Annotated in this window: 24 protein-coding genes and 1 pseudogene; 16 read left to right on the top strand and 9 right to left on the bottom strand. The window is 47.6% G+C overall.

Annotation, left to right across the window (positions count from 1 at the left end; genetic code table 11):
* Positions 1–50: 50 nt before the first annotated feature.
* The 3 genes from ACTHRH_RS21790 to ACTHRH_RS21780 form a co-directional block, all read right to left on the bottom strand.
* Complete coding sequence (locus ACTHRH_RS21790) at positions 51–1,037, bottom strand: phosphotriesterase family protein (protein ID WP_144938319.1); 987 nt, start codon at positions 1,035–1,037, stop codon at positions 51–53.
* Positions 1,034–1,990 carry a phosphoglycerate dehydrogenase gene (locus ACTHRH_RS21785; RefSeq protein WP_440417638.1) on the bottom strand — a complete coding sequence of 319 codons (957 nt, stop codon included), beginning with the start codon at positions 1,988–1,990 and terminating at the stop codon, positions 1,034–1,036. The genes ACTHRH_RS21790 and ACTHRH_RS21785 overlap by 4 nt, the downstream gene beginning before the upstream one ends.
* Before the next feature lie 180 nt (positions 1,991–2,170).
* Positions 2,171–2,920, bottom strand: a complete 750-nt coding sequence (locus ACTHRH_RS21780; protein WP_144938325.1) for a GntR family transcriptional regulator — start codon at positions 2,918–2,920, stop codon at positions 2,171–2,173.
* 227 nt (positions 2,921–3,147) lie between these two features.
* Between ACTHRH_RS21780 and ACTHRH_RS21775 the strand changes: the two genes are divergently transcribed.
* From ACTHRH_RS21775 to ACTHRH_RS21760, 4 genes and pseudogenes are all read left to right on the top strand, one after another.
* Positions 3,148–3,387: a ribbon-helix-helix domain-containing protein gene (locus ACTHRH_RS21775; protein ID WP_144938328.1), complete on the top strand. Its 240-nt coding sequence runs from the start codon at positions 3,148–3,150 to the stop codon at positions 3,385–3,387.
* A 22-nt stretch (positions 3,388–3,409) separates the two neighbouring features.
* Positions 3,410–3,673: pseudogene (locus tag ACTHRH_RS21770) on the top strand (hypothetical protein); the annotation flags it as partial.
* A 243-nt stretch (positions 3,674–3,916) separates the two neighbouring features.
* Positions 3,917–4,231 (top strand): transposase, encoded by a 315-nt coding sequence (locus ACTHRH_RS21765; protein ID WP_150959903.1) that lies wholly within the window; start codon positions 3,917–3,919, stop codon positions 4,229–4,231.
* A gap of 47 nt (positions 4,232–4,278) precedes the next feature.
* Positions 4,279–4,671: an IS3 family transposase gene (locus tag ACTHRH_RS21760; RefSeq protein WP_150959902.1), complete on the top strand. Its 393-nt coding sequence runs from the start codon at positions 4,279–4,281 to the stop codon at positions 4,669–4,671.
* 724 nt (positions 4,672–5,395) lie between these two features.
* On the opposite strand, the gene ACTHRH_RS21755 is transcribed toward ACTHRH_RS21760, so the two are convergent.
* Both ACTHRH_RS21755 and ACTHRH_RS21750 read right to left on the bottom strand, forming a co-directional pair.
* The gene (locus tag ACTHRH_RS21755; protein ID WP_440417635.1) at positions 5,396–6,619 is read right to left on the bottom strand and encodes an amidohydrolase family protein; all 1,224 of its coding nucleotides are present in this window, start codon (positions 6,617–6,619) and stop codon (positions 5,396–5,398) included.
* Between the two features lie 60 nt (positions 6,620–6,679).
* Positions 6,680–7,270 carry an ankyrin repeat domain-containing protein gene (locus ACTHRH_RS21750; RefSeq protein ID WP_144938172.1) on the bottom strand — a complete coding sequence of 197 codons (591 nt, stop codon included), beginning with the start codon at positions 7,268–7,270 and terminating at the stop codon, positions 6,680–6,682.
* Between the two features lie 237 nt (positions 7,271–7,507).
* Here ACTHRH_RS21750 and ACTHRH_RS21745 point away from each other — a divergent pair, with 237 nt between their 5' ends.
* From ACTHRH_RS21745 to ACTHRH_RS21695, 11 genes are all read left to right on the top strand, one after another.
* Positions 7,508–8,380 carry a LysR family transcriptional regulator gene (locus tag ACTHRH_RS21745; protein WP_144938169.1) on the top strand — a complete coding sequence of 291 codons (873 nt, stop codon included), beginning with the start codon at positions 7,508–7,510 and terminating at the stop codon, positions 8,378–8,380.
* A gap of 12 nt (positions 8,381–8,392) precedes the next feature.
* Positions 8,393–8,770, top strand: a complete 378-nt coding sequence (locus ACTHRH_RS21740; RefSeq protein ID WP_144938165.1) for an NUDIX hydrolase — start codon at positions 8,393–8,395, stop codon at positions 8,768–8,770.
* A gap of 216 nt (positions 8,771–8,986) precedes the next feature.
* Entirely contained in the window at positions 8,987–9,676 is a 690-nt protein-coding gene (locus ACTHRH_RS21735; protein WP_144938162.1) for a hypothetical protein, read from the top strand.
* Positions 9,673–10,089: a toxin-antitoxin system TumE family protein gene (locus ACTHRH_RS21730; protein WP_144938159.1), complete on the top strand. Its 417-nt coding sequence runs from the start codon at positions 9,673–9,675 to the stop codon at positions 10,087–10,089. Before ACTHRH_RS21735 ends, ACTHRH_RS21730 begins: the two co-directional genes overlap by 4 nt.
* A gap of 159 nt (positions 10,090–10,248) precedes the next feature.
* Positions 10,249–10,788, top strand: coding sequence for a MarR family winged helix-turn-helix transcriptional regulator (locus tag ACTHRH_RS21725; protein WP_440417632.1), 540 nt, complete (start codon positions 10,249–10,251; stop codon positions 10,786–10,788).
* A complete protein-coding gene (locus ACTHRH_RS21720; protein ID WP_440417630.1) occupies positions 10,781–11,182 on the top strand; it encodes an ATP-binding cassette domain-containing protein in 402 nt (133 codons plus the stop codon). The genes ACTHRH_RS21725 and ACTHRH_RS21720 overlap by 8 nt, the downstream gene beginning before the upstream one ends.
* A 255-nt stretch (positions 11,183–11,437) precedes the next feature.
* A complete protein-coding gene (locus ACTHRH_RS21715) occupies positions 11,438–12,106 on the top strand; it encodes a TetR/AcrR family transcriptional regulator (protein WP_144938151.1) in 669 nt (222 codons plus the stop codon).
* Complete coding sequence (locus ACTHRH_RS21710) at positions 12,099–12,284, top strand: hypothetical protein (protein WP_144938148.1); 186 nt, start codon at positions 12,099–12,101, stop codon at positions 12,282–12,284. Before ACTHRH_RS21715 ends, ACTHRH_RS21710 begins: the two co-directional genes overlap by 8 nt.
* A gap of 5 nt (positions 12,285–12,289) precedes the next feature.
* Positions 12,290–13,204: an ABC transporter ATP-binding protein gene (locus ACTHRH_RS21705; RefSeq protein WP_144938146.1), complete on the top strand. Its 915-nt coding sequence runs from the start codon at positions 12,290–12,292 to the stop codon at positions 13,202–13,204.
* Positions 13,205–13,210: 6 nt separating this feature from the next.
* On the top strand, positions 13,211–14,047 hold the full coding sequence (locus ACTHRH_RS21700) for an ABC transporter permease (protein ID WP_440417627.1): 837 nt from the start codon (positions 13,211–13,213) through the stop codon (positions 14,045–14,047).
* 174 nt (positions 14,048–14,221) lie between these two features.
* Complete coding sequence (locus tag ACTHRH_RS21695; RefSeq protein WP_150959892.1) at positions 14,222–15,598, top strand: TraB/GumN family protein; 1,377 nt, start codon at positions 14,222–14,224, stop codon at positions 15,596–15,598.
* A gap of 79 nt (positions 15,599–15,677) precedes the next feature.
* On the opposite strand, the gene ACTHRH_RS21690 is transcribed toward ACTHRH_RS21695, so the two are convergent.
* The 4 genes from ACTHRH_RS21690 to ACTHRH_RS21675 all read right to left on the bottom strand — a co-directional run bounded on the left by ACTHRH_RS21690 (position 15,678) and on the right by ACTHRH_RS21675 (position 19,026).
* The gene (locus ACTHRH_RS21690; protein ID WP_186328378.1) at positions 15,678–16,325 is read right to left on the bottom strand and encodes an ABC-2 transporter permease; all 648 of its coding nucleotides are present in this window, start codon (positions 16,323–16,325) and stop codon (positions 15,678–15,680) included.
* Positions 16,315–17,181, bottom strand: coding sequence for an ABC transporter ATP-binding protein (locus tag ACTHRH_RS21685; RefSeq protein WP_379289613.1), 867 nt, complete (start codon positions 17,179–17,181; stop codon positions 16,315–16,317). Before ACTHRH_RS21685 ends, ACTHRH_RS21690 begins: the two co-directional genes overlap by 11 nt.
* Positions 17,178–17,558 (bottom strand): GntR family transcriptional regulator, encoded by a 381-nt coding sequence (locus ACTHRH_RS21680; RefSeq protein ID WP_144938131.1) that lies wholly within the window; start codon positions 17,556–17,558, stop codon positions 17,178–17,180. Before ACTHRH_RS21680 ends, ACTHRH_RS21685 begins: the two co-directional genes overlap by 4 nt.
* A 487-nt stretch (positions 17,559–18,045) precedes the next feature.
* Positions 18,046–19,026, bottom strand: a complete 981-nt coding sequence (locus ACTHRH_RS21675) for an aromatic ring-hydroxylating dioxygenase subunit alpha (protein WP_150959890.1) — start codon at positions 19,024–19,026, stop codon at positions 18,046–18,048.
* A 204-nt stretch (positions 19,027–19,230) separates the two neighbouring features.
* Here ACTHRH_RS21675 and ACTHRH_RS21670 point away from each other — a divergent pair, with 204 nt between their 5' ends.
* A complete protein-coding gene (locus ACTHRH_RS21670; protein WP_144938125.1) occupies positions 19,231–20,553 on the top strand; it encodes a uracil-xanthine permease family protein in 1,323 nt (440 codons plus the stop codon).
* Positions 20,554–20,828 lie beyond the last annotated feature (275 nt).

The raw sequence follows: 20,828 nt of genomic DNA, 5'->3' as shown, positions 1-20,828 counted from the left end.
GGGAAATGGCTCCTCTCTGTTTCTGATCTTGTCAACAAATAAATATAGTTCTAAACGCCTTTACTAAATGCTTTGGCCGGATTGTCGTGCATTATTTTGTGAATCAAGGCTTTCGGCACTCCGCCTCTTTCAAGCTTCGGCAGGAAGGTTGTGGCCAAATAGTCCAACCCGAGCTCGCCGCCATAGCTCTTTAACCGTTTGCGCGTCGTATCCAGCGAAAGTAAGATTTGATTTTCATAGCCGGCCTCAATCAGCTTGATGATGAGCTCAACCTCTTCTTCATCCGAATGATATTTAAACCGGCCAATCGTATCGAGCTCCAAATATACTCCCGTGCTCGCCACATGGAGCATATAATCGGCATTTTCCATTTCCCGGTCCAGATGACAGATGATCAGTTGGTCAGGCTTAAGGCCGAAATCGGTATAAAGCTTGATCTGATCAAGAGCTGCGCGTCCCATTTCCGTGTGACTCATGATCGGTGCCTTGGTCGCGAGAGCGGCCTGGGCCGCCGCTTTGAACAGCCTGTAATATCGGCCGCCCACCCCTTGGAAATCGGAGGCTGTTTTGATGATACCGGCTCTGGCCGTGATTTGTTCCGCGGGCCAGGCTTCCTCGCCGTCGGCATACATCCCGTTCTGCAGCTCATCGATAAATAATTCCGTGAGCTTGTCGGCGTCGGCCGTATGAATCCAATGGTCTTCCGGATAAAAAACAAGCTTGTGGAAGCCGGTGGAGGCGACGATTTGCACTCCGGTCTGCTGTGATGCGGCTTCCAGCCATCTGCCGTGACGTCCGCTTCCTACCGGCTGTGCTTCGACAATCGTGGCCCCGCCAACCTCTTTAAACAAATTCAGTTCCTGGATCGTTTTGTCATAGTCATCGATTTGCAAGGCCGGATCGATTTTGGCGGACTGGCCCTTTTTCAAGAAAAGGTGCTCATGGCTGTGACAGAAGCCCATTTGCTCCGGCGAAATAGGTCCGGTTACGGTAGTGATCACTTGGTTGGAGCGTAAATTTTGGTCCGCCTTGCTCATTTGGAATCATCCTTCTGGTCGAGCATATGGATGAGATTTTCGGTGGATACCATCGCCATTCGCTCTACCGCTTCATGAGTGAAAGCGCCAATGTGCGGGGTCAAGATAAAATTCGGCAGCGCCACTAACGGATCGCCTTGCTGTGGGGGCTCGGACGAATAGACATCCTGCGCGGCCGCCGCAATTTGGTTATTGACTAGGGCATCATATAAGGCTGCTTCGTCCACAAGCTCTCCGCGCGACGTGTTAATCAAGATAGCCGTCGGCTTCATCCGTTTTAGAGCTTCCGCATTGATCAGCCCTTTGGTATCCTCCGTTGCCGGCAGGTGGAGCGAAATAATATCCGACTCCTTCAATACTTCGTCGAGCTGCTCTTGTCTCTGGACGTTATATTGTTCGAGGAATGCCAGATCCTTGAAGAAGGGATCATAGATAGTGACATTCATTCCAATACCAACCGCGCGCTTCGCTACCTCTTTTCCAATTTGTCCTCCGCCGATGACGCCTAGCTTCTTGTTCGTTAACTCGAAGCCGATGGTGCGGTCCCAGCCATAGGATTTGACGCCGGCTGCAATGGCCGGGAGATTCCTGGCGCTAGCGAACATGAGGGCAATCGCATGCTCGGCAACCGAAATGGAGTTGGTTCCGACGGCATTCTTGACGAGAATTCCCAATTCCTCGGCTCTCTTGAGGTCGATATTATCCATTCCGACCCCATATTTGGAGATGGCCCGCAAGCTTTTGCATTGCTCAAGGACGTTAGCCGGTAGCGGGTCGATCCCGATAATAATTCCGACCACATTGTCCTGAGCGGCATCGATGATTTCTTGCTCGGTCATCGTTCTGCCTAAGTTATTCTCGATGATTTCGTAGCCGCGTTCCTGCAGCAGCCGGTGTGCCTTTTCTTTGTAATTTTTGAATGATTTAGGCGTGATTAAAATTTTTTCTGCCATGCATCCTCATCCCCATTTTAAAGTTTTGTATATTAAGTAAATTTGCGGAAAGGCGCTGTAATGCAGCAATATCGTTTGCTTAGATCGAAATAGGCTTCCTCAAATGTTTAAGGGTAACATGCTTAATTGAGTGTCTACATACCAATGTCGTTATGTCTTTACATTTAAGAGCAAAAAAATTTAACGATTCATTTCAAAAGTAAAGGTATTGCGGTCCCCTCTATATTTGGCTAGGGAATATTCAATGGGCTTTCCGTTGGATAAGAAGGTTGTGCTCTTGATGAATTGGATAGGCGCCCCTTGTGAAACATTGAGCATTTGGGATTCGTAGTCGCCCGCCAGAACAGCTTCCAATTTGCGGACAGCCCTTGTAATTTTTAAGGATAATCGGGCTTCAATCAGTTCATACAACGACTCTTGCTCTAAATTACTGTCCAGCAGGAAGCGGCAATCATTGTAGGGCAAGAAGGTATCCACAATAACAATAGGGTCCTCATTGGCAAAACGCAATCTTTGCAGCTTGATCACTTTGGAGCCTTCCATCATATGTAACGCTTCACTGATGGATTTATCGCTTCTGACCGTTTCGATGTTCAGAACCCTTGTTGACGGAACCATGCCCTTCTTCTTAATTTCATTATTAAAACTGTCCAAGACTTGAAGAAATTCCTGCTGAATCTTCGGGCGGGACACGAACGTGCCCTTGGCTTTAATCCGATAGAGAAAGCCTTCATAAACCAGTTCATTGATGGCCTGCCTGACGGTCGGCCGACTGATCTTGAAATGAGCGCTAAGCTCTTGCTCCGTCGGAATCGGTGCCTCCAAGTCCTCATGGTTGTTCGAAATATATTCCAGCAAAATTTCCTTTAACTGATAGTAAAGGGGAGTTGGAATCTCTTTATTCAATGTCTTTTCAAATAAAGTGGACATGACGGGGCTCCTCACTCCTGCTGCATCAAATGTAATGACATAAGAACATTAAAGACAATTCCATCATAAGTCTTCTCCCTTTTCTTGTCAATCCCTTGGCCTTAAAATATTGTAAATGGTTACAAAAGGCAGAGGAAGTTCAAAACAAACGAAATCACCATCTTGAAAAAGGTAGCAAAAATTGACTGCGAAACCTGATCATGTAAAAATAAGCGGTAGGTGATACCATGGATAATAACCAGAAGGAGCTTGACGGGAAAAATGCCCCGAATAGGCCATACACCAGGGGAGGGCAGCGTACGGGAGCCGGCCGGAAAGCGATTGGCGTGACCCGGAAAATCTCTCTTACCTTGCCGGAGAAGTACTGGGCCGAAATTGATCGGCAGTGCGAAAGGGGAGACTATTCGGTATCAGAGATTCTGCGCTCGATCGTAGAAGACTACCTGAAGGAGGCAGACCTCGTATAATCAATTTGTTGTGGAGGGCCGGGATTCCCCGATTTTATTGCTTGATGAAGCGACTGCGGCTCTGGACAATGAAACGGAACAGCTTATTCAAAATGCTATGGTGACATTGATGGCCGGGCGCACTTCCTTCGTCATCGCCCATCGGTTGTCTACGATCCAGCGGGCGGATTGCATCCTGGTCATGGATAACGGACGTGTGGTGGAGTCGGGGACCCACGATGAACTGCTAGCCAAACAGGGGCTGTATCAGCGTTTATATCAAATGGAGTTTAATTCCAAAGAGTGAAAAGGGAGCCGGCGCCCCCTGTTTTGCCACGATTATAACCAACATCTACCTTGAAAATTAGTTAATTTCATTTTCTGCCGGTACCGTGCAAGCGGAATGGCGCGTCTAACTGTGTTTTATGTAGGTAAATTCAAGCGAAAGGTGGAAAGTGATTAAAGTATATGGAAAATTGCAGCTAGAATAAAAAGTGGACATCCCTTAAGTGAAAATAGATAATAGCCGTATAAGGGAGAGGGTGTCCGAATGGAAAGAAACAGTTACAGTGAAGATTTCAAGAGACAGATGGTAAAGTACATTTTAGAGCAAAATAAGTCGATGCCTCAGATCGCTGAGGAGGTTGGGATATCTGCAGGTGTTCTGCACAGTTGGAAAGCTCAATACCGTGATGAGATTCAATTAGAGTCTTTAGTCACGCTGGAAAGATTGCGTCAGCTTGAGCAACAACTGCTTGAAAAAGAACGGGAGAATCAGGAGAAAGAACGTCAGAATCAAGATCTCCAGGAAGAACTCGCCATCTTAAAAAAGGCGCTGCACATCTTCGGCAAAGAAAGGAACTAAGGTTCCAGTTCATCGAAGATCATCGCTCCGAGTTTCGATTGTAGAAGATGTGCGCTGTACTCGAAGTTTCACGGAGCGGTTATTACAAATGGTGCAGGGAAAAAGACAACGAGAACAGTTACCAGAAGCGCCGACAGGTTTTGCTGTCCCGGATTTCTTGGCATTTTTTTGACAACAGGTGTTGCTATGGCAGCCCCAAAATCACAATGCTCCTTCGGGCGGAAGGTTGGAAGGTGTCCGAGCGTACGGTGGGGATTCTCATGCGGAAGAACAATATGCGCTCATGCGTGTCGAAGAAATTTAAAGTCACGACAACAGACTCCAATCACACCAGTCCCATTGCACCGAACCTGCTGAATCAAAACTTCAAGACAACAGCCCCGAACAAAGTATGGGTTACGGACATTACTTACATTTCATGTCGTGCCCCATGCCGCTGACCGCGACACCATCAGATGATGAAAATGGATGGGTTTTCAAGGTAGAATAGAGTTGAATTGCTTCAATAGTGTGAAATTTGAAAACTAAATGGATTTCATACAGTTAGATTTCTATATTCGGAAGAAATATGGAAACTAACTGGAAAACCTACAGTTAGTTTGCGCCAAAACAGCCGTTTCGCCCAAAGTTGCCCATTTTAACTGTAGTTTATCCAGTTAGTTTGATCATTTTCGCCCATTCGCTTGAATCTACCTGTACAAAATACAGTTAGACGTGCCGCTCCGCTTGCAACGATGCCTGCAGACGGTAAAATAGACGGATTTTCAAGGTAGTTCCCCGTCTTTTGCTCCAGAGGGGCAAACTAACTGTATGAAATCCAGTTAGACGCACCCTATAGGGGAACTACCTGCGGAAACTCCAGTTAGACGCGCCCTATAGGGGAACTACCTGCGGAAACTCCAGTAAGACGCGCCCTACAGGAGAAACTAGCTGCAGAAACGCCAGTTAGACGCACCCTATAGGGGAACTACCTGCGGAAACTCCAGTAAGACGCGCCCTCCAGGAGAAATTAGCCGCAGAAACGCCAGTAAGACGCGCCCTCCAGGGAAACTAGCTGCGGAAACTCCAGTAAGACGCGCCCTACAGGTGGAACTAGCTGCAGAAACTCCAGTAGAACGTCCCTGTCGGAAACGCTTCACCGGTACCGTCAATCGGCGGTTGTTTTCATATGGAACCAGAGACGACTTCTCCCCGGAACAGGGTAGCTACCCGTCTCGATCTTCTTGCCACAGCTTCGGCCGAGCAGGAGGCTTCCACCAGCACGATATCGGCATTGTCGCCGGCTTTGGGCCATACGCGCTCCCCTTCTTTATTTAAAGGAGTGACCCCTCCTGTAATAAATCCAAGGGCTTGTCCAAGCGAACGTTCATCGCGTAAGCTGAAGCGCTCCGCCAACGTCCCGGCCTTCTCCAAGCTATCTCCCTTCCCGAAGGGGGACCAATGATCCGTAATGCTGTCATCGCCAAGGGATACGTCCACTCCATGATCCCTCAGGAGAGGAATCGGAATCGTCCTGGCCAGAGGAACCGAGGAGGTAATCGAAATTCCATGGCGGGCCAGCAGCTTGGCGGCTTCGCAGGCTTCTTGAAGGGGAATATCGGCCAGGGCCAAGGCATGGCTTATGGTCACTCTTCCTTGCCAGCCGGCTTCCTCCGTCAGATGAGCCAATCGCTGAATCGTAAACAGGCCCAGATGGCCCGGATCGTGCAAATGAAGGTCAATGTTCGCATTGGCTTCCACCGCAAGCTCCATGATCGTCTGAAGGGACTTCTCAATATCCCCGTCAATGGTTGCAGGATCGACCCCGCCCACTAATGAAGCTCCGCTTCGCAGTGCTTCCCGAACCAGCGAAACGGACTGGCTGCGTAATAAACCTCGCTGCGGAAAAGCGACAATTTCGACGGAAGCTTTCCCTTGATAGGCTTCAACGGCCCGCAAGGTGGCCTCCAGATTTTTCAACCCGACGACGAGATCCACGTTGCAATGTGTGCGAATATGAGTCGTGCCTGAATTTAGGAGCAATTCGAGCAATTTCTTTGCTCTTTCTTCTGCTACAGGCAGCAAGCGGGGAAGTAACTCCTGCTCTTCCTCCAGTCTTGTCCAAATCCCTTTAGCAGGGATCGTCGGCGCTTTCCAAGGGCCTCCGTAGTATGTTTTATCCAAATGGATGTGCATATCCCTGAAGGAGGGGAGCATTAAATAATTTTTCGCATCCCGCACAGGCAAATCCGTTTCCAAAGGCTGGCCGGCAGGAATGATTTCTTTCATTTTTCCATCTTCAATACATACATCACATAGCTCCGTTTCCGTACCCGCGACGATACCGTCTTGGCGGAGGTAACCGGCTTCCAAGCGGACGTTCGTTAACCAATAGGCTTTATTCGTCATTTCGGTTGTCTCCTCTCACATCATAATCAGCCCGATGGCTTTCAATAATTTCAACGTTATTTATGCCCCGGCATTTATCAATATAGCTGCGATTTCCTCAAATCCGCGCTGCTGCGCATGCTCCAGAGGGGTGATTCCGTCTCCGTCCCCGATGTGGACATCAGCTCCATGATCCACTAACAGCTGCACGATTTGCTGATGCTTTTCTCCGCCGTTGCCAAGAATGACCGCTTCCAATAATGCTGTCCAGTGTAAATTATTAATATGATTAACATCAATATCCGAATGAGCAAGCAGCTCTTTAACCACATCGACATGTCCGCGCTCCGAAGCGGGGATTAGAGCCGTCCCTCCAAACCGGTTCGTCAGCTTCGTATCGGCTCCGGCCTCGATGGCGAGCTTGACGATGTCGAGAAGCCCTTCGGCCCCCGCATATAGAAGGACATTATTTAAGCGCTCATCCCGTAGGTTAATGTCCGCACCCTTATCGATCAGTGCCCTGACCGTGTCTGTTTTATTGTTGTAGGTTGCCGCCAGTACGGCCGTTCTTCCGTGAGCATCCGTTGCGTTGATATCTGCTCCGTCTTCAAGCAGCTTCAGAACATTTTCTGTGTCTCCTTGCTCTGCGTAGTGAATCAATTGCTGGTTCATAATTTCCACCTTCTTTTCGGTTGGTTGAGTTTCTTTCATAACATCTTGTGAGGTATCAGGAATAGCTTGACATCCGGCAAGCCAAACAACCAATAAAACCGTGCAGAGACGATACATAATCATCGCTCCTTTTTCTTTATTTACAAATATGCTAACATGAGGAGGGTTATATGAAAAATATTATTAAAATTAGTTTTGCTTAAGTTTTTCATATATTAAAAGGAGTGTCTTCCTTCGATGGACATAAGACAGCTGCGGTATTTTATAGCGATAGTAGAAGAGAGGAAAATTTCCGCCGCTGCGGAGAGACTTCATATCTCCCAACCGCCGTTAAGCCAACAACTGAAGGCTATGGAGGAGGAGCTAGGCTCCAAACTAGTCGAAAGAAGCGGGAAATTTCTCGAGATAACGGAGGCGGGCAAAGCCCTATATAAATATGCTTTACAGATGACTCAGCTAATGGAAGAAGCCAAGTTGGAGGTTCGGGAAGTCGGGAATGGGGCAAAAGGAAGGCTGACGATAGGCATCAATACGTTTTCGGAAGCGAAGTTGCCGGAAATCCTCCGTCAATTCAAAGAACAATACCCCAAGGTGACCTATAAAATCCAGCAAAATGAATCCGCCCATCTCTGCAAATTGGTGAGAGACCGGGTCGTAGAGCTGGCGATTACCCGCTTGCCGCTGGAGCTGGACGACTTTTCCGTGCTCCATCTTCATACAGAGCCCTTTTATTTCGTTGCCTCGCAACAGGAACCGCTCGATCGCGAAGTCTCGCTGGAGGAGCTTCAGCATTATCCGCTCATACTGCCAAGTACGGAGGGATTGGGGGTCCATTATTTGATTTTGGAGGCGTTCTCACGGTTCCATCTGCAACCGAACATCGTAGGCGAGTGCTCGGATATTACTCTGCTGATGGATTTAATTTCATCCGGCTTTTGCGCTTCTATTGTCCCGGAAACGATGCTTAAACGCCATCCGGGGTATGCTATCCAGGCTCACCAGATATCGGGGGCCAACCTGTCTGCCTCCGTCGGTTTAATCTGGTTGAAGAATCATTACTTGTCCAAGGCCGCTCAAAATTTTATCGATTTAATTAAAACCAGATATTAGAGGAGGCCGCCAATGATTTCACAAGGTATCGTTATTCAAAATAACCGAGTGCTGATGGTCAAGCAGTTTGTTCAACGAGGGGATATCGTATGGAACTTTCCGGGCGGAAAAATAGAGGGGAACGAAACCCCGGAGCAAGCTTGTATCCGCGAAGTAAAGGAGGAGACCGGATACGATATCCGGATCACGAAACGACTGCACGAAAAGAACGGGAAATTTACTTTTCTGGCGGAGCTTGTGGGCGGTGAACTTTATTTGGACACTGAGAATGAATCCAATCGGGATATTGTTGAAATTGCCTGGGTCCGCTTGGACGATGATAAGAAATTTGATTCCTATACCGCGCCTATGCTTCAGTTGTGCTTTGCAGGCATGAAAAATATGATATAGGTCATATGGAATCCAGCGTATCTTGCCCCTTGCCCATAAGCCTTACGATCCGACTCAATGGTCAAATCCGTTGAGTCTTTTTTCGGTAAATCCTTTAGACTCATCCAGGGATATTTCGGTTAACTTTTGACTATATATGTAGTTAGAAGTTGTAGTTTTGTTTTAGTTTTTGCTTGCAGTTAACTTTCAGTTTTCTTAGAATAGGGGGTAAGTGAGGTGAAGTACATGGCCATAAGTGAAGCCGAAAGAAAGACATTTGAACGGGTAATTGCTGAGGTGGGAAGTGATCCGGAGAAAGCTGGAGTCACACTAAAAGTGCTATTTAATGTAATAAAAAAAACTACTTCAATAACTATTGATCTTCAAAGCGAAGTGAAGAAGCTTCTTGATCAATACCCATACCAGGCGAATCATGCGTTAGTGCAGGAAGATTTGCAAAAACTCGGAGAAATTTTGATGTGCGTTGCTCAGGAAGAAGAAGTAGGAAGAACTTATTCCACAGGGCAGTTGGCAAAGTTTTTCGGGGTTAGTATTACGACGATCAATAACTGGATAACCGGTAGACGGTTTATAGGGGTCGAACGAATGGAACGCAATAAGCAAGCACGTATTTCGGAAAATACAATCTGGATTTCGCCTACCGAAGAAAGAATACCTGTTCGTGATATTGTAGAAATTTATGAACAAAAACAGAGAAGAGGGAATTCATCCATCTCTGACGATGGAGGGAATCTTAACCGTATCCGATACATTATTGAAACCATTAACTATTTCGAGAAACGATATGGAAAGCCATATTCAGAAGTAATTGTAGAAAAAGGGAATCCTGATGATTCTGAGGATTGGATTTGGGCGAGGGAAGGGAAAGAATGGAAGTCATTACTTAAAGAGATAAAGGACTTATGATTGGCAAACCTGCTACAAATTTGGATGTGTTAATAAAAGCTTTTGGACATGCTATACATTCCATAAGAGACACTGACAGTACGGGCATGTCAAGCTCGATTTACGCCCAACGAGCAACCATATTTTTTTCTGATAATTCTAAATTGTATGTGACCGAAAAGCTGAATAAACAACAGATAATCGTAGAATACTGGTACGACTGGATTGCACCAGATGAGAAAACTGTCTGGGGAAAGTATCATGGCGAGCCGCATGAGGATAGAAGGTATCAAACGGTGACGGAACCATATCATGTTCATCCGCCAGAATATGCGAAGCTTACAAACAAGACAAGATTCCCTAATCACTATTACAACGACTTGTTCTCTATTGTTGAAGGGATTTTTCTATTTCATCTGCTGCCCGAAAAGTGAATATCTTATAGAAGCAACGGGGCTTTCTCTGTACTCATATCCATGGAATGAGAGAGCCCCGTTTTTTTGACTCGAAAATTAGACAGTATATTGACAAATTCATTATATTGTCTAAAAAGAGGGAGATACCAATGGACTTCTACAAGGATTTATTTTTAAATGCAGCAAACTTACTCTACACTTTTCTCGGTGACCAACAAGCTTCAGGTGCAAGGGGATCAGTACCTGCAGAGCTTGACGTCAAGACGGTGTATGGCTATGGTGGCCATCGTCCATTTGCCGGAAGGCGGAGCGACGCTCAATAATATTGCGAGGAAACTGGGCACCACCAAACAGAGCGTCAAGCAGCTGATCGACATTTTGGAGAAAAAGGGCTATGTCAATGTTGTCCCCAGCAAGCAGGATAAGCGCGCAGTCAATGTTGGAATTACAGAATCCGGCAAGCAAGTGCTCATGGAGTGCAGTGAAAAGTCGATTTACTTTTTCGCCGAAGCTTTTAAACATTTCACTACGGAAGAGATGGAAATCTTGTGGAGCTTGTTGAAGAAGCTGTATCGTTATGACGGTGAGGAGCAGAGCGGTTTTGAAGAGGAGATCGAATTCGAACGGGACAATCTGACGGAAGTTCAATCGAGAGCCATGAAAGAATTTGCAAGACTGAGAACGGAATCTGAAATGAAGAGGAGATCCAATGAATAACATTGTGACCGTTAGTAACTTGGAGAAAAGTTATGCTGCCAAAAAAGCCGTGGACGGTATTAGTTTCGTAGTCCGACAAGGGGAAATTGTTGGTTTGTTAGGTCCTAACGGGGCGGGGAAGAGTACGACGATCCATATATTGGCCACTATATTAACGGCTGATCAAGGGGAAGTGACGATTCTGGGCCATTCTCTACCCCGGGACGCCAAGCAGGTCAAACAGGGGATTGGAATCGTCCCTCAGGATTTGGCCATCTATGAAGAAATGACCGCTTGGCAAAACGTGCGTTTCTTTGCGGGACTGTACCATCTTAAAGGAAAACAGTTGGAAAATCAGGTGAAGGAAGCCTTGGAACTGGTAGGACTCCCAGAAGGCCTATATGACAGGGAATAGAAAACGGGAGCGCCATGCTGGAGTACAAGGGACAGCTTATCTATTTGCTGGCTTGGATTATTGGACTGTGGCTCCTGGGAAGCATGATTACGCGAAGGAAGATGAAGAAAGAAATGTATTAGCACAAAATTTACCCGGAACCCATTAGGAGCTCAAATCCCAATGGGTTCTTTTTTACCCATTGACTTCCTGCTTGGAATAATGTTACAGTCACTATAGACCGACGGTCGGTCGATGACGGTGGAGGAATGAACAATGAGAATTTCCAAAAAACCTGAAGAACGAAGAAACGAAATATTGGACGCTGCGGAGATGCTGTTTACGACCCAAGGATACTCCAACACGACCGTTAATGACATTCTGAACAAGGTCGGGATCGCCAAAGGGACGTTCTATTACTATTTTCAATCCAAGGAAGAAGTGATGGACGCCATTGTTATGCGATTCATAGACCTGGGGGTGCAGGCAGCCAAGCAGATTGCCGCAAATCCTGATTTGCAGGCCCATGAGAAAATCTTTCAGATCCTGATGGCCCAGAAGCCTGACGCCGGCCGCAAGGAACAAATGATCGAGCAGCTGCATGAAGTCAACAATGCGGAAATGCATCAGAAAAGCTTGGTGGAGACGATCCTCCAGCTAACCCCTGTGTTGACGGAGGTGATTGAACAAGGAATAGCGGAAGGCGCCTTCCGGACTCCTTATCCGAAGGAAACGGTAGAATTTCTGCTTGTGTCTTCCCAATTTTTATTTGACGAAGGAATTTTCGATTGGTCGCCCGAGGAATGGATGCAGAAAGCGTTAGCCTTTACCTATGTAATGGAAAAGACTCTGGGGGCAGAGAGAGGCAGCTTTAGCTATGTTCTTGAAATGATCGGGCAAGGTCCGAAAAATATACGCGATAAAGGAGCGGATTCCCATGAATAAAACCGAAGTGGCTGCCAAAGTATCGGAGAAATCAGGCGTAGGCCTCATGGAGTGCCACAAGGTCCTGGATGCTTTGGAGGAAGTGCTGAGCGAAGAACTGGCCCATTCTCAAGGTGTAAGCAATGCCTTGGATAAGGTGTACAGCGTGCTGCATTTTTTTAAAAATAAAAACAGGTGATGGCCGTGAACCCTATTATTGTGGTCAAAGATTTTGTGAAGAAATATGGGGATTTTACAGCGGTGGACCAGGTTTCGTTCGAGGTGGAAAGCGGGAGCATCTTTGCCTTCCTGGGACCGAACGGAGCAGGCAAAAGCACCACCATCAACACTTTGTGTACGATTATCGATAAAACCTCGGGAACGTTGCTGATCGACGGCAAAGATGTCAGCCGGGACAGAGACGAAGTGCGAAGTGTCATCGGTGTTGTCTTTCAAGATTCTACCCTCGACAGCAAAATGACGGTGGAAGAAAATCTGAAGATGCATTGTTATTTCTACGGCTTGCCCAAATCGGTCATGAATGAGCGGATCGACTTCGCCCTGGAAATTGTTGACCTCGTCGAATGGAAGAAAGCGATGGTCAGCACCCTGTCTGGAGGGATGAAGAGACGGGTGGAAATCGCCCGCAGCCTTCTGCACCTGCCTAAAGTGCTGTTCCTCGATGAGCCTACGACCGGTCTTGACCCTCAGACAAGATCGAATATTTGGGAGTATATCATCAAGCTGCAGAAGGAGAGAGACCTGACCATTTTCTTAACGACCCATTATATGGATGAAGCTGAAATCAGCGATAAAGTGGCGGTTATGGATCATGGCAAAATTATCGCCTTCGATACACCGAGCGCGTTAAAGCAGCGCTACACCAAGAACAAAGCGGACATCACGAGCACGGATGTGCCGGGGTTGGAAGCACTTCTGACCAAATTTAATATAAGCTTCACTAGAAACGGCGGTTATCATTCGGTAGAGTGGAGCAATCTGCCTTCATTGATGGAGGTCATCAGCGAGCACAGGCCAGCCATTCAAGAGCTGGAAATCAAGAAGGGGACCTTGAACGATGTGTTTCTCGAGATTACAGGAAAGGACATAAGGGGGTAGGCTGGGATGCGCATTATCGGGGCCTTATGGTTAAGAAATGTAAAGCTGTTTGTCCGAAACCGGGTGCAGATGATCTTAATTTTGATTATGCCGTTCTTTTATTTGTATTTGTTAAGTACCATTTTTCAAAGCACCCATGTCAGCAATCCGGTCAATTATGTGCTGGCCGGCATTGTGATTATCGTCGTCTTTCAGACGTCCCTGAATATAGCCACTTCCACGATTGAGGATATCGTCTCCGGGTATATGAAAGAAGTGCTGGTCAGCCCGGTTAAGAGAATACAGATCGCTCTGGGCCAGATCTTGTCCTCCACAACGATCGCCACCCTGCAAGGAATATTGATTCTGGCGGTAGGCTATCTGATCGGTATGAAGTATTCCTCTGCCGCTACGCCGCTGGCGGTTATCGGATTTATGATTTTTGTGGGACTGGTATTTTCGGCCTTCGGCCTATTCATCGCCACATCGGTTAGAAATTCCCAGACCTTCCAGATTGTTTCGGTCGCCATAACGACTCCGATTACTTTCTTATGCGGCGTTTATGTCCCGCTCAGCCTGCTTCCGGATGGCTTGCAGTTCATCGCTCTATTGAACCCGATGACCTACGCTGCGGCTTTCTTCAGAGCATTGAGCTTGGAGAAAATGTCCTTGCCCGCAGATGAGCTAATCGCTGAACAGCTTGCATTCAAGATAAACCACTTTGTCATTACGCCTCAAATCAGTATCCTCTTGGTTCTATCCTTCGGGCTGTTATTTTTATTGCTGTCCACCATCGCCTTTTCCAAAGTTGATTTTTCGAGAATGAACCGTCCCAAAGGGAATAAAGATATTTTTCAGCAGTGAACCTATTAGGATAAGGAGTTAAAATAAACCGGATGCTGATCTAACAATAAGACAGATTCTGCATAATATTGTAAATCTATCTAAAAATTTGTGATCGCCATTTTCGTGGGATATAATAGATAGAGGCAATTATTATTGCTGCTGTCTATTATTTTTTTTGAGAGGAGAGTTTATGTGAAAGGAAAGTTGTGGGGTAAGCTGGGCCGTGTCTTGACCAGCAGTTTGCTTGGATCGTCCATTATTCTGGGGAGTGCCTTATCCGCGCATGCCAACGATGAACCGGCCGTTCCGGACATCAGCCCATGGTCTGTAACCACTCTTAACGAAGGGGAGAAATACGGGATTTTCCCGCTGGGCTGGTACTATGACGGAACCTTCCGGCAGGCGATTTCCGCTGATAAATTGCAGTCCTTGCTCAATGATACAGCCGCAAAGCTGGATAAGCTGGGACTAACCAAGAAAGGGGATCTCGAGCTTCCTTCCTCGTCCGAGGCCGGAATTACCAGAGAAACGGTTGTTCTGTCCTTGTACGCTTTGTTGGCTCAATATGAGCTGCCCGAGGCGTTCGAGATCGATAAATCCGACCCGATAGAATACTTACAGCAGAAAGGCATCATCGAAGGAACCGATCGCGGTCTGGAGCTGGAACAGCTCTGTACGGTCGAACAGGCCACCGTATTGGCCAGCCGGCTTGTTCAATATACATATGACACCGCTCAAGGCGGAGCCCAAGGACTATTCTGGAAGGTGACTCACGGGGACAACACTCTTTATTTATTGGGATCTATTCATCTGGGCTCCCCGGAAATGTACCCGATGGATAAAGAGATCAGAGACGCCTTCGCTGCCTCCGATGATCTATGGGTGGAAGTGAATATGATGAACGATGATCCGGAACCGCTGAAGTATTTCAATCAATTAATGGTATACAGCGATGGAACGACCTTGAAGGATCATGTCTCCCAGGAAACCAATGAGAAGCTGCAAGAGGTTGTTGAAATGTTTGGGCTCCCCGCCGATATATTCGACACCTTCAAGCCATGGGTCGCTGCGAACAACATATCGATGCTCCATCTGTCCAATACCGTTGAAGATCTGGCTTTGGGCCAGGCTCTGGGTGTAGACCTATACTTCCTGCAGAATGCGCTTCTGACCGGGAAGCCGATTCATGAGTTGGAAGGCTATAAGCTGCAAGGAGATCTGTTCAACAACGTAGCTCCGGAAGTGCAGGAGAAAGAATTGAATGAGGTAATGGATGCCATCCTGAACCCGTCCGAAGACGACAATAGCGCCGAACAGTTCCGCCTGTGGCAGCAGTATTGGGCACAAGGGGATTTGGACAGCTTCACCAAGGAATACGTCAAGAGTGAACCAGCTCAGCGTCTGTTCGGAGAAAGGGACAAGAACATGGCGAAGAAGCTGGCTGAATTGCTTGAACAAGAAGGGGAACATACACACTTCGTTGTGGTGGGCGCAGGCCATTTTGTCATCAAGGGAATGATCGTCGACCTATTGAAGGAGAGAGGCTATAACGTGGAGTTTATTCAATAATTACGGATAGAGAGTAATAAAGAAGAACATCTTCGGCTCGACCGGAGATGTTCTTCTTTCTTGGTAAGATTATGCGGAGTTATAGATTTTTTTGGGAATAGATTTTGACCGATGTGGTCATCGAGATCAAACCTAATAGAATGGCCATTAAGACAGGAAGTGCATGGCCGGCCGGCTGGGGCAAAGCCGGTAAGACATCAAGATTGACAGAATTGGTCTGCAGCCATTTAATTACGAAAGGGCCGACAAAAGGCGTTAAAATAACAAACAGGGAAGAGATAAATTTCGTCTTTTCATACCCGTACTTATATTGAACCGGAAGCAGTACGCCGAAATAGGCCGTGATGAACAAGAACGACAGCCCGGCTGTAAACAGATTCAGCTGCTCCAGAGGAACCGGGGAGACGAAAGAGGTCACCGTATATATGGCATAGACACCGACAAAAATAATTAAGGAAAATAAATATCTGGCGTGGATCAGTGTTTTCCTTGTATAGGGGGTTGCACTAAGAAGCACGGCCCCTTTGTATTTGTCCTCCAGGCTCGAAAGGGTATTGAGCAAAATATATTCTGTGAAAAGAACGGTAATGAAAAAGCCCAGAAGGCCTCCACCGGGGAAGCTGATCTTAACCGTGATGAACATGGGAGCAATAATGGAGAACACGACCATGAACAACAAGTATTTTTTGACAAGCAGCAAATCCTTCTTCACAAGACTAAAAAGCATAATGACTCCCTCCAATGTACGCCAGCATGATCTGCTCGATACTTGGTCTTTCCACAAGCACATCTTTCATTTGTTCGCGTATCGCCGCTTTTTCCCTGGTAATCCCCGTAAATCCATAATTCGTTTCCCGCAGGGATAGAAACAACGGTCTCGTATGCTCGTTAAGCAGTTTCCGGTCCCCTTTAATCAAGCTATGTGTGTCCAATAAGACATCTTTCTCTTCTTGAAAAACGATATTTCCTTTGTCAATCAAAATAAGGACATCGGCAACCTTCTCCAGATCGGAGGTGATATGGGTGGAGAAAAATACGCTCTTTCCTTTCTTGCCCATAAAGTCCAGCAGGATATCCGCCAGTTCACTCCGTATCAACGGATCCAGACCGCTCGTCGGCTCATCCATGATTAACAAATCGGGATGGTGGGAAAGGGCCAGAGAGATGGCGTATTTCATCCGCATTCCTTTGGACAGTGTGGAGATTTTCTGATTCCGCTGCAGGCTGAAATGATCCAGATAGCTTCTAAAGGCGGATTCATCCCAGTTGGAGTATGCAGGAGCGATCACGCTTTTCATTTCACCAATCGTCATCTCATCATAAAAATATCCCTCGTCCAGCACGATCCCAATCCGGTTCTTCAGTTCGCGTTCCTTCTCCGTCAGCTCCCGGCCCAGAAAAGTAATGCTGCCGGCATCTTTCAAGGTGAGTCCCAGTATGGCTTTGATCGTCGTTGTTTTGCCGGAACCGTTGGCCCCTATAAAACCGGTAATACAGCCTTCCTGCAATGAAAAATCGATATGGTTCAAGCTAAAGGAAGGGTATTCCTTGGCCAGTCCCTTAACCTCCAGAATCGGATTCATTGGTCATCCTCCTCGAATATTAAATCCATCATTGAATACAGCTCTTCCCTGGAAATCCCGAGATTCCGGGCGATCTCCCACGCCTCTATCAGCTTGGCTTCCACCATTAGCCGCTTGGATTCCAGCAAGAGCTCCAGGTTGTCCGGGGCTACGAACGAGCCTTTCCCTGCTTTGGTGATAATAAAGCCTTCCGCTTCCAGCTCTTCAAAGACTCTTCTGGTCGTCAGAACACTGACATTCAAGTCTGTAGCTAATGCCCGGATGGAAGGAAGCGGCTCTCCCGCCTGCAATTCTCCCCGTAAAATAGCGGCTTTGATTTGTTCTTTGATCTGTAGATACAAAGGTTGATCCGACACATTGCTAATGATTATTTTCATGGAACAGCCCTTTCTGGATAACTGTTAATGTCATACATACACAGAATATACACAATATACAGTATACGAGAGAATTAATTTTGGTGCAAGTGGGGTTCGAAGTGTTTTTGTCTTTCTAGGAATGGAGGTGAAGGAGGATGAACGGAAGGAAGAGGACGCCTGGAGAAATAAACGAGAGGCTGTCCCCATATTGTTCGCATAAAACGGGTACGTCCCTAAATGAAGCAAAAAAGGACCTCAAATCCCATTATGGAGCGGGGAAGGGGTCCTTTTTTAAAATATAAGTATAAGTTATCATCTATACCTGTTCTTATTCTTACCACATTAGAAAGTTTAAGTTCACCTTATACCTATTCTTATATTTCATCGGTAAACGCGCCTGTCCCAAGGACGGCGATAGCCGTTTATCCTTGCGCAGTCATATTTAATTCCAGGTGGGGCGTGAAAAATGATAATCGACTTATGAAACAGCACTCTTGGTAATTATCTACGCAGTTCCATGGGTGACACCGAGTTCGGTTAAGTACTGCCTATACGCGATGCTCATCCGGTCGCTCTTGAGCGACAGTTCTATCTGAAGATCGAGCGGAAGGTCCTCGGGCTTCTGATTTTCCACGATCGGCTTGTCCTGTGCAAAAATCATATCCTGAAACTTAACCATCTCTTCATCGGTTAAATCCGTTTCATAGTTGAAGGACATTACGCCGAACGCGACAGACTTCGTCTCCGTGAGCGGCAGCACCGTCAGCAGGATCGACATCAGGTTGCCGTTCTCTTCATCCCGCTTGGTGAATTTGACCGATAAAGGCCGCAGTACTTCGTAGGTATAGTAGACGTGCTTCGCCTGCCCGGTTCCGTCGGGATCGGGCTGGAAGATGGCGATTTCGTCCGAACGGATGCAGCCGTCCTCTGTCTTGTGAACGCGATAATCGCCGATTTCTCTATGAGTCTCGACACCGAGATAGCCTTCGTGAACAACAGCCAGATGGCCCACATCCAGGAAATTCTCAATCACCCGCGGCGGTTTGGCGTTCACTTCCTGCGGTCCCCAAATCACATTGCGGAATGCCGGATCATCGAATTCCGGAAGCGAAAACATCCCGGCGTCTTCTCCGCCGAGATTCACCCAGACGAAACCATAGCGCTCTCGGCAGCCGTAGGCGATGGCCTTCGCTTTGGTCGGAATGGCTTGCGTCTCCGGCAATTGCGGAATTTTGACGCAGGCGCCCGAGGGGTCATATTCCCAAGCGTGATAGGGGCAGACGAGGTTGCCGTTGCGCACACATCCAAGCGATAATGCGGCTCCGCGGTGGATACACAGATCTTTGAAAGCGTGAATGCCGGTTTCCGTACGGAATACGACGATACGCTCGCCCATTAATGTAACCTGTACAGGCTTGTCCTGAACATCGGAAGAACGGCAGACGGCGATCCATTCCCGGTGCAATACGGGGTCCTGAACCAACATGCGGATAGACATCCTTTCTCTGTAAAAAATCGATTGAATTCTCTTGCGTACCATTATAGGCGTGTATATACGGAAAGTCAACGAAAAGGCGAACATTTGAAATATGCTTTGAGTAAAATGTAAGTTTTTATTTGCAATTCAGCAACATTCAACTATAATATGGACATAATCATTCGGGAAAATATAGTGATGGGGGACTAACACGTGAAACAGGGGAAGCAGGACGATAGTATTCATCTGATTGTAGGCGTCGACGAAAAAATCGGTTACGGCAAGGCCTTGTTGCTGGGCCTGCAGCATGTATTGGCCATGGACTTGTATATAGCCCCGATCATTATTGCGGGGCTATTGTCCTTCGATTCGGTCAATACTTCCTTTTTTATCCAAATGTGCTTCTTTGCGACGGGGATTGCCACATTGATTCAGGTGGGCTTCGGCATCAAGCTGCCGGTAGTCCAGGGCCCATCGTATGTCCCCATCGGAGCGATTGGGGCTATCGGGAGCAAGCTGGGACTCGGAGCCGTGACGGGGAGTCTGATTCCCGGGGCGCTGCTTATTGCCGTGCTCGGTTACCCGCTCAAGCTGTTTGCCAAAGCGGTGCGCAAAATCATTCCGCCAATCGTCGGCGGCACGGTGATCGTTGTCGTCGGGATTTCGCTGATGCCCATAGCTGCTAACAATATTTATGGGTCTCCCGGCAGCATCGGGGACAATGTTCTGATTGCCGCCGTATCCGCCGGGGCGTTGGGCGTATGTATATTGCTGGGGCGCAAGATGAGCGGGACAGGCACCTTCTTCCGTCTGGTCTCCGTTATCGTTGCGATTATCGTCGGCACCATTACCGCTTCGTTCTTCGGCAAGGTCGATTTTAGCCCGGTCCTGGCGGCGAACTGGTTCTCCCTGCCGAAGCTGTTTCCGTTCGGTACCCCGGTTTTTGACTGGAGCGCCATGCTGACCATGGTTTTTGTTTATCTCATTATTCTGATAGAAACGACCGGAACCTGGTTCGTCGTCTCGTCGGTTACCGGCAAGGAGCTGACGGAGGAACGGCTGAACCGCGCCGCGGGCGGGGAAGGACTCGGCTGCTTCGTCGGAGCCTTGGTCGGCAGCACTCCGATGACCGGCTATTCCTCCAATGCGGGCCTGATTGCGGTGACCGGGGTCGCCAGCCGGATGGCTATTATGGCAGGCGGAGTCCTGCTCGTATGCTTAGGCCTGCTGCCGAAGCTGTCGGCGCTTATCACCTGTGTGCCGGAGCCGGTCATTAACGGCATCTTCGGCATCGTCGCGATCGCCGTGCTGACGAACGGAATGAAGGTCATTCAGCACATATCGATCAACGAGCGGAATATGCTGATTATCGGTGTTCCCATCCTGCTGACCGTCGCCGTTACCGTTCTCCCCAAGGAGGTTCTGCAGGGCCTGCCGGATTTCGCCAATTATGTCCTGTCCTCGGGAATCGCTGTCGGAGCGCTGGCAACGGTTGTCCTGAACCTGATTATTCCGGAGAAGAAGCGAGAAGCCTGACCGTAGAAGCAGGGGCGGCGGTGTTTTGATTCTCGTTCGCGGAACAAAGTAAATCCGAGCCTGTATGCAATCAGTCCCAATATGACTAGATTGCTGCAATAATAGAAATCCATCGCATTCGGTGGATAACGCTATCAACTTACACAAACTTCTTGGCGCTACCTTCAATAGTGTGAAATTTGAAAACTAAATGGATTTCATCAGGCTGTTGAGAAAAGGGGGTTAAGCAGTTAATTTACGATCCCCAAATACAAAATTGGTTAAACTTGTAAGAA

The organism is Paenibacillus sp. SAFN-117 (genome assembly GCF_051966115.1).
GTDB lineage: Bacteria > Bacillota > Bacilli > Paenibacillales > NBRC-103111 > Paenibacillus_L > Paenibacillus_L residui.
This window is presented reverse-complemented; position numbering and strand designations above follow the sequence as displayed.

What these genes read in the sequence shown, in the direction of transcription:
- ACTHRH_RS21790 (WP_144938319.1), bottom strand. Translation starts at nt 1,037, where the DNA reads ATGAGCAAGGCGGACCAAAATTTACGCTCCAACCAAGTGATCACTACC.
- ACTHRH_RS21785 (WP_440417638.1), bottom strand. Translation starts at nt 1,990, where the DNA reads ATGGCAGAAAAAATTTTAATCACGCCTAAATCATTCAAAAATTACAAA.
- ACTHRH_RS21780 (WP_144938325.1), bottom strand. Translation starts at nt 2,920, where the DNA reads ATGTCCACTTTATTTGAAAAGACATTGAATAAAGAGATTCCAACTCCC.
- ACTHRH_RS21775 (WP_144938328.1), top strand. Translation starts at nt 3,148, where the DNA reads ATGGATAATAACCAGAAGGAGCTTGACGGGAAAAATGCCCCGAATAGG.
- ACTHRH_RS21765 (WP_150959903.1), top strand. Translation starts at nt 3,917, where the DNA reads ATGGAAAGAAACAGTTACAGTGAAGATTTCAAGAGACAGATGGTAAAG.
- ACTHRH_RS21760 (WP_150959902.1), top strand. Translation starts at nt 4,279, where the DNA reads ATGTGCGCTGTACTCGAAGTTTCACGGAGCGGTTATTACAAATGGTGC.
- ACTHRH_RS21755 (WP_440417635.1), bottom strand. Translation starts at nt 6,619, where the DNA reads ATGACGAATAAAGCCTATTGGTTAACGAACGTCCGCTTGGAAGCCGGT.
- ACTHRH_RS21750 (WP_144938172.1), bottom strand. Translation starts at nt 7,270, where the DNA reads ATGAACCAGCAATTGATTCACTACGCAGAGCAAGGAGACACAGAAAAT.
- ACTHRH_RS21745 (WP_144938169.1), top strand. Translation starts at nt 7,508, where the DNA reads ATGGACATAAGACAGCTGCGGTATTTTATAGCGATAGTAGAAGAGAGG.
- ACTHRH_RS21740 (WP_144938165.1), top strand. Translation starts at nt 8,393, where the DNA reads ATGATTTCACAAGGTATCGTTATTCAAAATAACCGAGTGCTGATGGTC.
- ACTHRH_RS21730 (WP_144938159.1), top strand. Translation starts at nt 9,673, where the DNA reads ATGATTGGCAAACCTGCTACAAATTTGGATGTGTTAATAAAAGCTTTT.
- ACTHRH_RS21725 (WP_440417632.1), top strand. Translation starts at nt 10,249, where the DNA reads ATGCAGCAAACTTACTCTACACTTTTCTCGGTGACCAACAAGCTTCAG.
- ACTHRH_RS21720 (WP_440417630.1), top strand. Translation starts at nt 10,781, where the DNA reads ATGAATAACATTGTGACCGTTAGTAACTTGGAGAAAAGTTATGCTGCC.
- ACTHRH_RS21715 (WP_144938151.1), top strand. Translation starts at nt 11,438, where the DNA reads ATGAGAATTTCCAAAAAACCTGAAGAACGAAGAAACGAAATATTGGAC.
- ACTHRH_RS21710 (WP_144938148.1), top strand. Translation starts at nt 12,099, where the DNA reads ATGAATAAAACCGAAGTGGCTGCCAAAGTATCGGAGAAATCAGGCGTA.
- ACTHRH_RS21700 (WP_440417627.1), top strand. Translation starts at nt 13,211, where the DNA reads ATGCGCATTATCGGGGCCTTATGGTTAAGAAATGTAAAGCTGTTTGTC.
- ACTHRH_RS21690 (WP_186328378.1), bottom strand. Translation starts at nt 16,325, where the DNA reads ATGCTTTTTAGTCTTGTGAAGAAGGATTTGCTGCTTGTCAAAAAATAC.
- ACTHRH_RS21685 (WP_379289613.1), bottom strand. Translation starts at nt 17,181, where the DNA reads ATGAATCCGATTCTGGAGGTTAAGGGACTGGCCAAGGAATACCCTTCC.
- ACTHRH_RS21680 (WP_144938131.1), bottom strand. Translation starts at nt 17,558, where the DNA reads ATGAAAATAATCATTAGCAATGTGTCGGATCAACCTTTGTATCTACAG.
- ACTHRH_RS21675 (WP_150959890.1), bottom strand. Translation starts at nt 19,026, where the DNA reads ATGTTGGTTCAGGACCCCGTATTGCACCGGGAATGGATCGCCGTCTGC.